This is a genomic window from Rhizobium sp. BIGb0125 (genome assembly GCF_024810055.1).
In the GTDB taxonomy this organism is placed as follows: Bacteria; Pseudomonadota; Alphaproteobacteria; order Rhizobiales; family Rhizobiaceae; genus Agrobacterium.
Genome location: NZ_JANUDV010000001.1, coordinates 442,699 through 455,916, shown reverse-complemented (window position 1 = coordinate 455,916; position 13,218 = coordinate 442,699). Strand labels below are relative to the sequence as shown.

The 13,218-nt window shown below is 54.3% G+C and carries 11 protein-coding genes; 8 read left to right on the top strand and 3 right to left on the bottom strand.

What is annotated here, in order from left to right; genetic code table 11:
* Nucleotides 1-259 precede the first annotated feature (259 nt).
* Both M2418_RS02100 and M2418_RS02095 read right to left on the bottom strand, forming a co-directional pair.
* A complete protein-coding gene (locus M2418_RS02100) occupies nt 260-604 on the bottom strand; it encodes a hypothetical protein (protein ID WP_259143459.1) in 345 nt (114 codons plus the stop codon).
* Between the two features lie 107 nt (nt 605-711).
* Nucleotides 712-1,071, bottom strand: a complete 360-nt coding sequence (locus tag M2418_RS02095; protein WP_259143458.1) for a hypothetical protein — start codon at nt 1,069-1,071, stop codon at nt 712-714.
* A gap of 196 nt (nt 1,072-1,267) precedes the next feature.
* Here M2418_RS02095 and M2418_RS02090 point away from each other — a divergent pair, with 196 nt between their 5' ends.
* From M2418_RS02090 to M2418_RS02055, 8 genes are all read left to right on the top strand, one after another.
* Nucleotides 1,268-1,906 (top strand): recombinase family protein, encoded by a 639-nt coding sequence (locus M2418_RS02090; protein WP_259143456.1) that lies wholly within the window; start codon nt 1,268-1,270, stop codon nt 1,904-1,906.
* A gap of 1,314 nt (nt 1,907-3,220) precedes the next feature.
* A complete protein-coding gene (locus M2418_RS02085; protein WP_259143455.1) occupies nt 3,221-3,697 on the top strand; it encodes a hypothetical protein in 477 nt (158 codons plus the stop codon).
* 97 nt (nt 3,698-3,794) lie between these two features.
* On the top strand, nt 3,795-6,581 hold the full coding sequence (locus M2418_RS02080; protein ID WP_259143453.1) for a hypothetical protein: 2,787 nt from the start codon (nt 3,795-3,797) through the stop codon (nt 6,579-6,581).
* 15 nt (nt 6,582-6,596) lie between these two features.
* A complete protein-coding gene (locus M2418_RS02075; protein WP_259143450.1) occupies nt 6,597-7,760 on the top strand; it encodes a hypothetical protein in 1,164 nt (387 codons plus the stop codon).
* 489 nt (nt 7,761-8,249) lie between these two features.
* On the top strand, nt 8,250-10,499 hold the full coding sequence (locus tag M2418_RS02070) for a hypothetical protein (RefSeq protein WP_259143449.1): 2,250 nt from the start codon (nt 8,250-8,252) through the stop codon (nt 10,497-10,499).
* Nucleotides 10,500-10,526: 27 nt separating this feature from the next.
* Entirely contained in the window at nt 10,527-11,114 is a 588-nt protein-coding gene (locus M2418_RS02065) for a hypothetical protein (protein WP_259143448.1), read from the top strand.
* Nucleotides 11,090-11,854: a hypothetical protein gene (locus M2418_RS02060; RefSeq protein ID WP_259143447.1), complete on the top strand. Its 765-nt coding sequence runs from the start codon at nt 11,090-11,092 to the stop codon at nt 11,852-11,854. Before M2418_RS02065 ends, M2418_RS02060 begins: the two co-directional genes overlap by 25 nt.
* Nucleotides 11,855-11,963: 109 nt before the next feature.
* Nucleotides 11,964-12,434: a hypothetical protein gene (locus M2418_RS02055; protein ID WP_259143445.1), complete on the top strand. Its 471-nt coding sequence runs from the start codon at nt 11,964-11,966 to the stop codon at nt 12,432-12,434.
* A gap of 391 nt (nt 12,435-12,825) precedes the next feature.
* Here M2418_RS02055 and M2418_RS02050 read toward each other — a convergent pair whose 3' ends face one another.
* Complete coding sequence (locus M2418_RS02050; protein ID WP_259143443.1) at nt 12,826-13,074, bottom strand: hypothetical protein; 249 nt, start codon at nt 13,072-13,074, stop codon at nt 12,826-12,828.
* Between the last annotated feature and the right edge of the window lie 144 nt (nt 13,075-13,218).

Here is a 13,218-nt window from a genome sequence, read left to right as displayed (position 1 = left end):
AGGCAAGCTGCCTGCAAAGTGTCCGCTTCACAAGACCCAGACGATTGGAACTCCCCAACTAAAATAGGGGTCACATATCTCAGAGGTAATCACGTAGCAGCGGCGGCGAGCTTTCCCCCCGGTGCCCCCTAGGGTTCCCCATATTCAGCGAGAAGGCCACCCCCTAGGCGGCAGGGGACTAGGTGGCTTGCGAACCTAGATGGGCAGGCTGTGGAGGCTGGAGACTAATCGGAGAGGCTTGCTTGATGCGGGCTGTTCGTTAGTTCAGTTCATCAATAACATTCTGGCTTTCACACTTGGCATACGCTTTGGCCGCGTTGGCGAAGGTAATAGCCTGGTTTGCTACTTGAACCGCATCATTCGCATAGTCCCGTAGCTTCTCAAGGTACTCGTCAACTTCGTTCTGATAGCGCGTAATCTCCCAATCTGCGCAAGTGTGCGTCTTGGAGTATTTGTAACCAGACAAACAATATGGAGCTGAGGGCTTGTAGAGGGTTCCCGGCACGCTGGGTAACATGACGCTACCAAAAGGTTGAGAGCAGAAGGCCAGCGCTGAGGTTGGTCCTGCGATGAAGATAACAAAAAGAAACGCTAATCGCTGCATACCCAAGCCCCCCGTCTATTTGACTAGCCCGAAGCTTACCTTAGGTTGATTGCTAGGAGAAGGACCTACGAAACGTAAGGTTCTTTCACGGAATTTGCAGCCACACGCTATCTTGTTTGCACGCAATTCATCTTTGCCATTTGTGCTGTGAGAGCTTCCAGACGGTCCTTTTCACTGCTGTAGATCGTGCCTGCGGAGACAATTTCGTTAAACGTATCGGACAGCTTTGCGCAAGATGATGCTATTGCTTTGTGCAATATATCCAAACCGTTTTGGCTTACCTGGTCTTTGGTATCAGGCGCAGTTTTTGTAGTAGAAGTGTTTGAAACTGCTGACACTCCGAGCGTAAAGTTGGACTGAGCTTCCAGCTTTGATATGCGACCTTCAAAATTAACAGCATAAGTTACACCTGTCGCAATAGCAGCTACTCCTACCCCCGCCAGCGCGAAAACAATCTTTTCTAACATCCCAATCTCCATGATCTGCCTTCAGCGATTGCTACAACGGGCAGGTGTTGGTTACAAGAGAGAGGCTGTCCGTTAAGGTATACCTCATTGGACGTGAAGTTTTCGGACAAATAGACGTCCGTTAGGGTTGACCTAGATATTTCGGACATGTATCTATGTGGACATAATCCTTTCGGACACATGGAGGCACAATCCAATGGCTACATTCCTTTATGCACGGGTATCAACCACAGAGCAGACCATTGAGCACCAGCAAGCTCAGGCTGAGGCGGCAGGCTTCACGTTTGACCACATCATCGCAGACAAGGGGGTCTCAGGCGTTAGCGTTCCTATGCGGGATAGGCCTGAAGGTAAGCGACTCTTTGACATGCTCAGAGCCGGAGACACTCTGGTAGTCCGCTGGGTTGACCGTCTTGGTCGTAATTATAAGGACGTGACGGAAACTATTAAGGCATTCCTTGAGCGGGGTGTCGTAGTCAGGACCATCATCAACGGTATGCTCTTTGACGGTAGCACTAAGGACCCCATGCAGATGGCTGTACGGGACGCCCTTATTGCTTTCATGGCGGCAACCGCAGAGGCTCAGGCAGAGGCAACCAAAGAGGCTCAGCGTGCTGGTATTGCCCACGCCAAGACCGCCAAAGAGGACGTATACAGAGGCCGCAAGCCAAGCTTTACGCGAGAGCAAGTTGCTACCGTGCGGGACCTCCTGTCAAAGCAGACGCAGATTGCTGAGGTGTCGAGGGTTACAGGTCTATCCCGTCAGACAGTTTACCGCATCAAGGATGACCCTGAGGGAACCGAGAAGGCACTAGCGATCTGGGCGAACGCCTAAAATCAATTCGCGTATTGGTGGAAAGAAGCGCCTGCCTTTGGTTAAATCCATCGGCAGGCGTTTTGCATTTAACCACCCCGGAAGAAGGCCATCATGTAACCGCATCCTGTACTGCCAACTCTCAGCCACCAAAAATCAATTCGCGTATTAGCGAGAAGAAGCGCCACTCGCCTGCCCTCAAGCAGTAACTTCTCGAAATCCTAATCGAAACATGCTAGATGGGTCTCGTGACGAACCAAATGCTGCCCTTCATGGGCCAACCTGAGACTGCCCCGGAGAGCTCCCCCGGATTGGTTGAGCGTGCTCCTCGAACTCAAGTCGTTCCAACCCGCCGCAGGAAACCTGTGGTCAGCCCTGCAAGCTCTGCTGAAGCGCACCCAGCACGAGGCCAGCTTCCAGACTTCCCCCGGCCAATCCTTGGCGCTCGCCCAGAGACCCCAGATGTGGAGAAGGTGCCCCTATCGGAAATCCGAAGCCGTAATCTTATCCGCCACCAAGAGCTTTATGCCGTACAAGAGGCCAACAAAAAGCTTCTCAAGGAACGCCAGAAGCGAGCCCGCAAGGAAAATCTCTGCACAGCGCTTGTGAAAGCAGGCAAAAAAGACAGGGAGCTGGGTAGAGAGAAAGACGTCTGTGGAACATTTGCCACCAACCATGGCCTTTGCCGAAAGCACTATAACCTGAAGTATCTCAAGGTGCCTCCCATACAGCCAGGCGCAGGGGCGACAATGCGTCCATTCGCAGGGTGGCAGCTTCCGGGGAACATGACGGAGAAGCAGCATGAGGGCTTGCGAGCATTACCTCTGCGAACGAGCTATGCGGATTGCTTAGAGGTCCTAATTGCTCTGGACCCAAGCAATATTCTTGAGGCGATTTGCGAAAAGCCAGCCTCAATGAAATCAAAGCCGTAGACCATTACCGGCTTATTGGAGAGAGAAGCTCGATTTTCTTTCTTTAGGGGCACGCGGCAATCCCTGCTTACTTCTTCGCCTAAAATCAATTCGCGTATTATTGGAGAGAGAAGTACCATTCCCTCCCTATAGCAGAAGGCTACCTTTTCGCTCAGCTTTAAGCCCGCATCGTGCCAAGCTACGAGCACCCGCTTGTTTATTACCATATCGGTAGCCCGTTACTTGGTCAGTGGGTTTCACCAGAGCGAGACCTCAGGCCAGCATCACGCCCGCATGGTGCCTCCTGAACGCAGGCTCAAAGGCATTCCCTCCGTGTCGGACAGAGAAGCCTCTGCTTTTTGCTTTTCTGCCTCCGTATTCCAGAGCGCTTTAATCACAACCAATGCCAACTGAAGGAACGGCCATGAGCGAATTACTCAATGCCACCGCAGACCACATTGCCCAACTCTTCGCCAACCCTATCCGCCAGCATGATGCTTCCCTTCTGGGCACGGTGACTAGTGGCCCACTTCTCGCCGCCACTTGGGCAACCATCATGGAGGGCGCTGAGCTACCGCCTCAGGCCATCGTCAACGATGAGAATGGTCTTTGCATAGCAGCATGGGGCTTCACCTATGAGCCGCTACTTGCGGAGGCCCACCTGTGGCTTGTGGTCTCTCAGAGTGCAGCACCGGAACGCTCATCCTCCGTCCCCACCCATCTAACCAACAGCATCACCGAGATGCACAGCACGTATCACCGCATTGTAGCGGAGAGCGAGCAAGGAGACTTCGTGCGTATCAAATGGCTGCTTGATGCCGGTTTCAAGCTCTTAGAGCGACCGGACGACACACCCACTCCCAATCTAATCTTCATTAGCGAGAGCAAGAGCAATGGCTAGACCACCTGTCCAACAGATACCCCTTACAGCTCAGCTAAGGCCTGTTGCTTCCCCTATCGATACCTACGTAAGGCCGGGCCCTTCATCTTTACGTCAAGTGGCTGAAAGTCTGGGCACCATCAACAAAGGCTTGCAGACACTCATTGAGACACGCGACCAAAAGAAGGAGCAAGACGAAGAGCTCAAAGGCCGCGCTGCATTCTACGCTGATGGAGCTGGGGAGTTTGCTCAGCTCGTAACCGATGGCACCATTCCGGCAAATGCCAATCCGTTCTACGTCAGGGGCTTCAAGAATGCTCAAGGCTCAGCAGCAGGCGACGCCCTCCGCACCAAATGGCAGGACGCATGGGATAACTGGGAAGGCAAGGACAGTGAAGACCCTGAGGCCTTCGATAAGTTCTTTTCCAGCTTCATCTCCACCAATGTAGGCACCGAGGACCCTGACGTATTGCGTGGTGTCTTGCCTTCAGTTGAGGCGCTCCAGGCGAATGCACGGACCCAATATGTTCAATACCGGCATGATAGGACAGTCAACGGCAACTTGACGGCGCATGGTGCAGTCATCTCTGGGTCTATTCAGGATGGCCTTGAGGATGGCCTCTTGCAAGACAATGGGGCAGACTACGGTGCTATCTTCAACAGGGTGGACACGGTGGTTGCCGAAAGCCTTGCCAAGGGTGACCCCGGCAATAAGGCTGTCGATACGTTCATTGATGTGATGAGCGCCAAGATACTTGAGACCGGTGATGCCAAGCTGATGGACTGGTTTAACCGCAAGGTGCCCGGACAGGATTACACTTACGGCCAGACGCCACACGGCATTGAGGTCAAGAACACCACCACCAATAGCCTTGAGGTATCTGCACGCCAGCAGCAAGCCACCCTTACAGCTCAGCAAAAGGCAGAGCAGGAGCGGCGAAAGGATGAGGCTCAAACCGCAATAATCAACGGCATTCTGGAGAACCCTGAGGCCCCATTCAGTGAGGAGTTACTGAAGCAAGCGGAGAAGAACGGCGACCCAACCATTAGGGTCAAAGCCAGACAGTGGCGCGACGATCTAACTAAGGGCAGCAGCAACCCCAAAGACCTAGCAACCTTCTATGATGATGTGGTCTCAGGCCGAGTACCTCCTAAGAGGGCATTGCGAGAGGCCCTAGCCAATGGTGTGTTCGGCACATCGGAAGACATGCGAGCAGCAAGCAGCTTCGTGCAGTCCTTCCAAGACAGTGAAGACCGCATCAGTAAGGGTCTTGGTGGTCAGGTCAGCAAACAGATACTCGACGCAATCCGGCAACGAACTCTCACCAATGCCGACATGCAGGTTAACCCTCTGCTTGGTATCTCAGATGAAGGGTTTGAAGCACAAACAGACTTCCGACAACTGCTCACCCGCTGGATTATCGACAACCCAGAGGCCACGCAGTACGAGATTGATGAGCAAGCCAGCAAGTTTGGCAAGCAGATTACGGACCGGTTCCAGTATGATGATACTGAAGACCCCAAGTATGACCGCGATACCGCTCTACCTTTCGACAACCCATACAGCACGCCTTCCAGTCAGGAGCAGAACGATGAGGCCGGTGGTGATGCGGATGTGAGGCGCTGGGAAAAAGCAAATAACATCACCCCAGAGGACCGCCAGAAGATTGAGCAAATGGCCACCAAGAGTGGCATGGGCTACGATGAGTTTGTCCGCTCCCGTGTTCTCAAGCCCAAGGCCACCCCTGAAGCCAACCCCAACACCGCCAAGCCGATATCGTACAGCCCACAGCAGGAAGAGCCTGAAGATACCGGTGCGGGTGATAGAGCGGGGACAGGCATCACGCAGGAGCAAGCAGCGGCCTACATCGATAGCGCCTTTATGCAGACCCAGCAGATGAGCGGCACTGCCGCCGATCAGGCAACCATCTTGCTAGACCTTATCGGAAAAGGTGAAAGCCACGGCAACTATAACGCGGTCTATGGCAATATCGCCAACACCAGAGACCTCAGCCAGTACACTCTTGATGACATCCTGAAGCATCAGCAGGAGGCCAGACGTAGAGGTATAGCCTCAACCGCTATCGGCAGGTATGGCTTTATCTACAAGACGCTCAGGGGTCTGAAAACGGAGCTGGGTCTCAGCGGCAATGAGCCATTCACCCCCAAGCTACAAGACCAAATGGGCAAGGCATTGCTCAATCGCCGTGGCTTGGAGGCATACCGTGCTGGGCGTATCGGAAAGCAAACCTTTGCGCTGGCCCTAAGCCAAGAGTTTGCAAGCCTGCCGGACCCAACAACAGGCCGTAGCTTCTATGATGGCGATGGGCTCAACAAGGCTCAGGTGTCTCGCTCCACAGTCTATGCAGCTTTAGGCCTACCCGTTCAGGCAGCGGCCTACAGCCCCGGCAACCCGGAAGCAAAAGGCCTAGCCCGCCTGTTACCCCCTGAGCCTAACTTCCCGCGTGGGCAAGGTGGTAAGCTGAACTTTGTCCATAAGGGGCAAGAGGGCATCAGCCCAGCATTACGCAATAGCCTCACGGCAGTCTCTCAGGAGCTCGGCATGGATTTAACCATCCAGTCTGGCCACCGTGACAAGAGCCATCCGGTGGAGAAGCGCAAGCGTAATGGTGGCGGTGAGCACACACGCGGCAACGCTGCTGACATCAGTATGCGCGGCATGTCGGAAAGCCAGAGGGCTGACCTCGTGCAACGGCTTATTGCCAAGGGTGTACGCCGGTTCATCACGTATTCCGGAAGCCCTGACATGCTGCACATCGACCTCAAGAACCAGAAAGGCAGCAACGGCTCGCCTTACTTCATGCACGACCGTAGCGCTGCCAACCTGAAGCGAGCCCCCAAGTGGCTCAGAGCTTTAGCAGCCGGAAATAACACTTCCACCTAAAGGGAAATCCCCAAAATGAATGATGAAGAAATTAACCGGCTGCTTGGCAATGATGCCCAGCCGCAAGGAACAACTGTGCCCGCCTCTGACCAGGGCGTTGAGTTTGACCCTGAGGCTACAGCTGAGCTGCTGGGGTCTCTTTCCGGAAATACTCAGGTAGACCCTGAAGCTGCTCAGAACATGATGGGCTCCATTCAGGCTGGCATTGAGGGAGCTCAGCGACCAGAAGGCCTGCTTGATGCTATCTCCAAAGGCTTCAGTGCTCCGGGTGTAGCTTCCGAAGGTCAGGCCTTAGGTGAGCAGGAACGCTTGCAGGCAGCTGTTGCCGGTGGTGGGGCTGTTGGCACTGGGGGCATGAAGGCAGTCTTTGAGACCAAGGACTTCCTGTTTGGCGATACGCCTCCCGAACAGCAGAGTGCATTCCGCCAGAGCGTAGAGAAGCTTGATGCCGACATGAAGGAGGCCTCCCCGATTGTGGGTGGTCTCTCATCTGGCATCGGGCAGTTCGCCGTAGCCATGATTGGTATCGGCAAGCTGGGCAAGATCGCTCAGGCCATCCCTAAGGTTGGCGAAGCGCTGTCAGCAGGCAAGGCCGCAGTGGAAAGCGTAAGGGGTGGAGCCGTAGCGCTTGAGAGCGGGAAGGCTGCACTTGCCGGTGCCATTGCGTTTGACCCTCATGAAGCACGCCTCAGTAACCTCATTCAAGACACACCGCTGGCCAATCCCATTACGGCTTGGCTTGCGGCTGACCCTTCAGATAGCGCTGCGTGGGGCCGTGTGAAGACCGCAATGGAAAGCATCGGGCTTGATGCTGCAATCATCGGGACACTCAAGGTGGGTGGAACCGTATGGAAGAAACTCAAGGCTGGCGATACGGCAGGCGCATCAAGGACCATTTCGGACTTTGAGCGCAAGCGTGCAGCTGAGCCTGAGGTTGCCGTGGAGGTGGATGAGGTTGACCCTCCTGCCCCCGCTCCCGTGGAAACTTCAGCTACCGGAGCAGGAACCGAAACTGCCCCGCTGCAAACTGGCACAGAGCCATCCATAGCGTCTGTTACCGAGAGTGGGGAGAATGGGGCGTCCAGTGTTGCCAAGACTCCTGAAGGCCAGCCTGAGGCCTCACAAGCAGTACCAGCAGAAGAGTTGAGCAGCCAGCCAGCCCCCCAAGCCTTCCATTGAGTTTACCTCCGAGGACATGGTGGGCAACCCTACACGCCCCGGCTTTCAGGATATCGCAAAGCCAGGACTGCTTGATGACATTGACGTGCACCTAGAGAATGCTGCCAAGGACTGGGACACAATCCAGACATACGGAGATACCACCAGAGCTCTTTCGTCCGGCAAAGAGTTCCGCGACATGGGCACTTTGTGGTCTCGCTTCCGCACGGATACGGACGTGCAGCAATACATGGAGCTGGCTGTTGCGCATAAAGCTGAGAAGCTTGAGGCGGACGGCTTCAGGGTACGCCTCACTGATGCAGAGTTGCAGAAGCAGGTAAACGGCTTTGCGCAGCTCACGGGAGAAGACCCCGCGCAGTTGTTCGGCTTATTGCAGGCAGCGGGGGAAGCATCACGCAACCTTACGCGGGGGAAGCATCACGCAACCTTACAGCAAAGATGCAAGTTGCGGGCTCCCTTGCAGGTAAGGCCTTCACGGATGCCTCACTGTTGGCGATGCGCCGGAAGCTGGGAGATTACTCAGGGTTTGGTAGCCTCGCTGAGATGGAAGCCGAAATTGCACGTCGCTTCAGCTTGGCAACAGAGTTCCTGAAGATTGCCAGTGACATCCGAGCACAGGGCGGGCGTACAGTGAGAGCCAACCGGGGCAAACCATTTGACCCTTCCCTATTTGAGGGTCTTAGCAAGGAACGGTTCTACGATTTGCTTGCTGAAAGTGGGGGAAGCCCTTCACAGCTCAAGCGTCTGGCAGACCCTTCATTGGGTCGCAAGCTCATGGACACTGTGAACTATATGCGTATCTCTTCCCTTGTCTCCGGTCCAAAGACGCAGCTCATAAACATCATCAGCAATGGGTACATGGTAGCCGCTAGGCCTATGGAGCGCATTCTTGGGTCTATCCCTGGTGCCGTGACAGGTAAGCAAGCCAGCCGCATGTTGCTAAAAGAGAACCTGAGGCAGTACACCTATATGGCCTCAAGCTTCACGGATGCCTTCGGACAAGCAGTAAAGGCCTTCACCCGCAACGATGGGCTTCTGTCACCCCATGGTAGTCCAGAGCTACGCCGGGAGGTCAACATTGGATGGCAAGTCCCCGGCACGCAAGCATTCGGCAAGGGCTACTTCCGCCCATTCGACAGCTACGGCAATATCCTGCACAACGCCCTCTCAATACCCCTCAGCGCAGCCGGTATGCCCACCCGCTTGCTTGGCACTGTGGATGAGATGGTTAAGCAGACGGTCTATCGCAGCAAGGTGGCTGCAAGGGCCCATATGGAGGGCGTGGAGCTGGCTGTTGAGCAAGGTCTGTCCGGCAAAGCCTATAAGGACTTCATCAAGACCCACGTTGAGAAACGACTTGATGCGGCCTTTGACGCTGAAGGCCGGGGCCTTGATGCTGAAGCGCTGAGAGAGGCCAACATCTCCACCTTCCAGCAAGAACTACTTCCGGGGACAGTAGGCAAAACGGTGCAAGGCTTCATCAGCAACGAGCGGTCTCAGTTCACACGGCTTATCCTGCCCTTTGTGAAAACCCCTACGAATGTGATTAGATACGCATGGAAGATGACCCCCATACTGAATGGGCTACAGGGTGAGTATCGCCAAATGTTCTCCGGTGCGATGGGGCATGAGGCTAAGGCGCAAGCTGTAGGCCAACTGGCTATGGGCACACTCTTCATGGGGGCAGCCGCATCCCTCGCCAACAGTGGGATGATAACTGGTGGTGGACCATCCAACCCACGCTTGAAGCAACAGCTTCTCGCTACAGGCTGGCAACCCTACAGCATCGTCACCGAGAATGAGGATGGAACCAAGACCTACGTCCCATTCAACAGGTATGACCCTGTAGCCCTCCCCTTTGGCATTATCGCAGATATTCAGGATGCCCTACATGTTGCCCAACAGTCTGGTGATGATGAGCTAGAAGACAGTATTACTGCGGCAATGGTTGGTCTGGGCATCTCGCTTGCCAAGCAGTTCACATCCCGGTCTTACTTGCTGAGCCTAAACCAAGCGCTTTCAGCTCTTAGCGATCCTGAACGGCAAGGCAAAGTCTTCGTAGGTGGCATTGCCCAATCAATGGTCCCATTCAGTGCAGCTACCCGCCAACTGAGCCAGGACTCCTACATGCGGGAGGCCCGAACGGTTACCGACAGAATGCTTCAGGTTATCCCCGGCCTGAGCGAAACGCTGCCCCCGCGCTTCAACTGGTTGGGTCAATCTATCCTCAATCGGCAAGGTCTCTGGACGGACGACAATGGCTCTCTTGTCGATATAGAAACCGTAAGGCTTGGGCTTGAAGGTTCCAGCGTCATGGGGCCACCAAGCTATACAATGGGCTACAAAGGCGGCAAGGTTGACCTCAGGGACATTACGCTGACAACAGGCGAGAACGCCTACATCAAACTGCAAGAGTTGGCGGGCAAGCCTGGCCCTAATGCAAAGTCACTTCGGGATGTAATCGCCAAGGTGATGGCTTCTGAAAGATACAAAGACGCACCTGATGGGGATATGCAGACCCCGCACACAAGGCCGTGGATGCTTGCCACAGAGGTCAGTAGATACCGCGACTTCGCAGCAAAGCGCATACTTAGGGACAAGAATGTGCGTGATGGTCTCATGAAGGCTCAGCGCAAGGTCAAGGACCATTTTGCGCACCTGAAGCAGGAGCCAACAGAAGATCAGAAGGGCGGCCTGAGGGCTATCCTTGAAGGCTTCGGCGCTGGCGGCAACGACTAATCCAACAACACACGGAAACCAAGGTATATGACTGAAGAACACGAACCGGACACCCACAGCGGTGTTTTGCGGAACCTTAAGATATACGCCACCTCCAATGGCCCGAATGGTGGCTTCTCTTCCCACCTTTTCACTTACAGGGTTGAGGATGGGCAGGATAACTTGGTCTATACGAATGCAGACGCAGCCCCCGAACTGCTTGACGGCAACCAGACGCTTGGCTTCCATGGGTGCCTCCTCGACTGGCTTTGGCGTTGGCCACACCTTGTTGGTGACCACATTAAGAAAGATGCACTGGAAGGCATAAGGCGAGACCCTCTAGCTATCGTGGATGAGCTCAGAGCCCCACGGCAGCTGACCATCATCACCACGCACACAGATGGCGTCTATGAGGTCTACACCCATCAGACCAATGACCTCGTGGCTTCAACCTTCCACAAGAAGAACGGAAAGCTTTTTGCCAATCACGAGTGGATTTTGCAGGTGCTTCTGCGAGCCGAAGAGAACCGGACGGCCATCACATGCAGGAAACCGGAAAGCATCCATGAGGATGTCACACTTGCCATTGTGAGAAACGAAGGGGCACGCCGATGGAACCGCAGCAAGGTGGCATGACGGACGGTAACAAGAAGCTTGGCGGCAGGGGAAACCTTGCCGTCACCACTGACATTGATGAGCTTAGCACCCTCCATTTAGATCCGTGGTTGACCTGCAAAGGTGTGGCATTGCGTGAGCTGGCTGATGAAATCTTTGAGGCACTGCCCTTTCCCTGCCCTTTGCGGCGAAAAGCTCCCCGTGCAGATGTGACCGAGCGGCGGCGGCGATGTGTTGCAAGCGTTCTCGCAAATGTGGTCTCCATGGTGCTTAGTCCTTCAAGCCATGACGCGCTGGCCACTCCGCTAAGAAACCCTACAGCTTCGCGCACCCGCTACGAGTATTCAGGCTATAGCGTTCAGGTACTTGCGGCCACCATCACGGCCATGCGCAAGGCGGGGCTTTTGGTGGTATTTAAGGGAGCTCAGCATAGCCATAGGACACGCATTCTACCTACCCCATCGCTCTCCATCATGCTGGAGGGAGCGAGTGTCGAACTTCAGGATGTGGGTAGGGAGGCAGGGGCTGAAACCATCATTTTAAGATTAAAACGGTCACCCAAATACGGGCCACGCGATGAAGAGGAGGAAGAGGACAAGCAAGACGCAGACGGTTCACGCTTGGTCGATTACACTGACACGGCGGAAACAGCCGCGCTTCGGGAGCAGATCGACACAATAAACGATGGTCTGAACCAGCTTGCCAACGTGCGATATCCGCATTTTCACCACGACAGAAACGGATGGGCCTCAAAGGTTTGACTTACATGGGCGTCTGTATCGCGGTGGTTTTTGGCTGACACTTTCAGAAAAGAAACGACACCTGATAACCATAAATGGCGAGCAAGTAGCTGACCTGGATTTTAGCAGTATGTTCTTCCGCTTGGCTTACCTACAGCAAGGCGTGAGGCCACCTGATGGGGACCTTTACGCCATCGAAGGTTTGGAGAACCACAGGCCAATGGTAAAACAGCTTGTTGCAGCTCTTTTCTCCAAGTCTGGTTCAGCCCAAAGAATGCCCCGGAAGGTGAGGAAGGCGTTGCCCTCAGAGTGGACGATGCCCCGCTTTGTTGATGCAATGACGGCCAAGCATCCCGCCATAGCGCCACTATTCGGAAAAGGCATGTGGTTCACTTTCGCCTACACGGAAAGCAAGATGATGGTGGACATCCTGCTTGAGCTCTTGGCTTTAGGCATCCCTGCTCTCCCCATGCATGATGGTCTAATGGTTGGTAGGAGCCATCAAGCCACAGCTGTCAGCATCATGAAAAAGGTAAGCGTGAGGCATCTGGGGGCTGAGCTTCCGGTTACCGAAAAGCAGGTCATTGTTCCCACTTCCTGAATTCTTCCTCCGATACCTTTAGGAGTTCTGCCTAAAGCTATTCCGCTAAGGTAGTCTCCTCAGGTTCTCCAATGGAGATATCAGACCATCATCACTGGAGCATTATGCCGGTAGCTTAAAGCCCAGCCTTATGCCCTACCCTTATGCTGTAGCTTCAAGTTACCAGACGTACAGCTAACCTACTTGATGCCCACCCATATGCCTAACCACATGCCACCACCCATGACCGTAAGCATTCTGGCAAGACATGAAGGCAGGCATGATGCTGGGCATAGGGCTAGGCATAGGGCCACACCCCGGAGAAGGTGATTAACAATGAGCAGGAGAGTAGCAGGGAGTGAATACCGTTAAGCTTCTCCCCTGAGGGTATCACTGTAGATGAGGTGGTCTATCAGCCAGCAGGCTTGGGTGCTTTGAGCCTAACACCTGGCTGACCATGATTTAGAAACTCAATGCCAGCCTCTTCAAGGGCTGTCTGAACGGCCAAAACCTTGTCGGCAGCACTCGTGATATCTGCGGAACCTGTCCGCTCCATAAAGACCACCGTGTTAATGTTCACCCCAGCCAGCTTGGCAAGGTCCCCTTGTTTCATGTCAATGAGCGCTCTCGCTGCTTTGAGCTGGTTTCCTGTCTTGAGCATTGCCCCTCCAAAAGGCGCTAGTAAAAATTAATAGCCCAGCATTGACACGAAGCATTTAACATGGTGTTACTTTGCTAGTAAAAATTACTAGACAACGGACCCACGCACCATGAATATGAACATTTCCAGCCCTTCCGAGGGAAC

What these genes read in the sequence shown, in the direction of transcription:
- M2418_RS02075 (WP_259143450.1), top strand. Translation starts at nt 6,597, where the DNA reads ATGAATGATGAAGAAATTAACCGGCTGCTTGGCAATGATGCCCAGCCG.
- M2418_RS02065 (WP_259143448.1), top strand. Translation starts at nt 10,527, where the DNA reads ATGACTGAAGAACACGAACCGGACACCCACAGCGGTGTTTTGCGGAAC.
- M2418_RS02095 (WP_259143458.1), bottom strand. Translation starts at nt 1,071, where the DNA reads ATGTTAGAAAAGATTGTTTTCGCGCTGGCGGGGGTAGGAGTAGCTGCT.
- M2418_RS02055 (WP_259143445.1), top strand. Translation starts at nt 11,964, where the DNA reads ATGTTCTTCCGCTTGGCTTACCTACAGCAAGGCGTGAGGCCACCTGAT.
- M2418_RS02060 (WP_259143447.1), top strand. Translation starts at nt 11,090, where the DNA reads ATGGAACCGCAGCAAGGTGGCATGACGGACGGTAACAAGAAGCTTGGC.
- M2418_RS02085 (WP_259143455.1), top strand. Translation starts at nt 3,221, where the DNA reads ATGAGCGAATTACTCAATGCCACCGCAGACCACATTGCCCAACTCTTC.
- M2418_RS02050 (WP_259143443.1), bottom strand. Translation starts at nt 13,074, where the DNA reads ATGCTCAAGACAGGAAACCAGCTCAAAGCAGCGAGAGCGCTCATTGAC.
- M2418_RS02090 (WP_259143456.1), top strand. Translation starts at nt 1,268, where the DNA reads ATGGCTACATTCCTTTATGCACGGGTATCAACCACAGAGCAGACCATT.
- M2418_RS02100 (WP_259143459.1), bottom strand. Translation starts at nt 604, where the DNA reads ATGCAGCGATTAGCGTTTCTTTTTGTTATCTTCATCGCAGGACCAACC.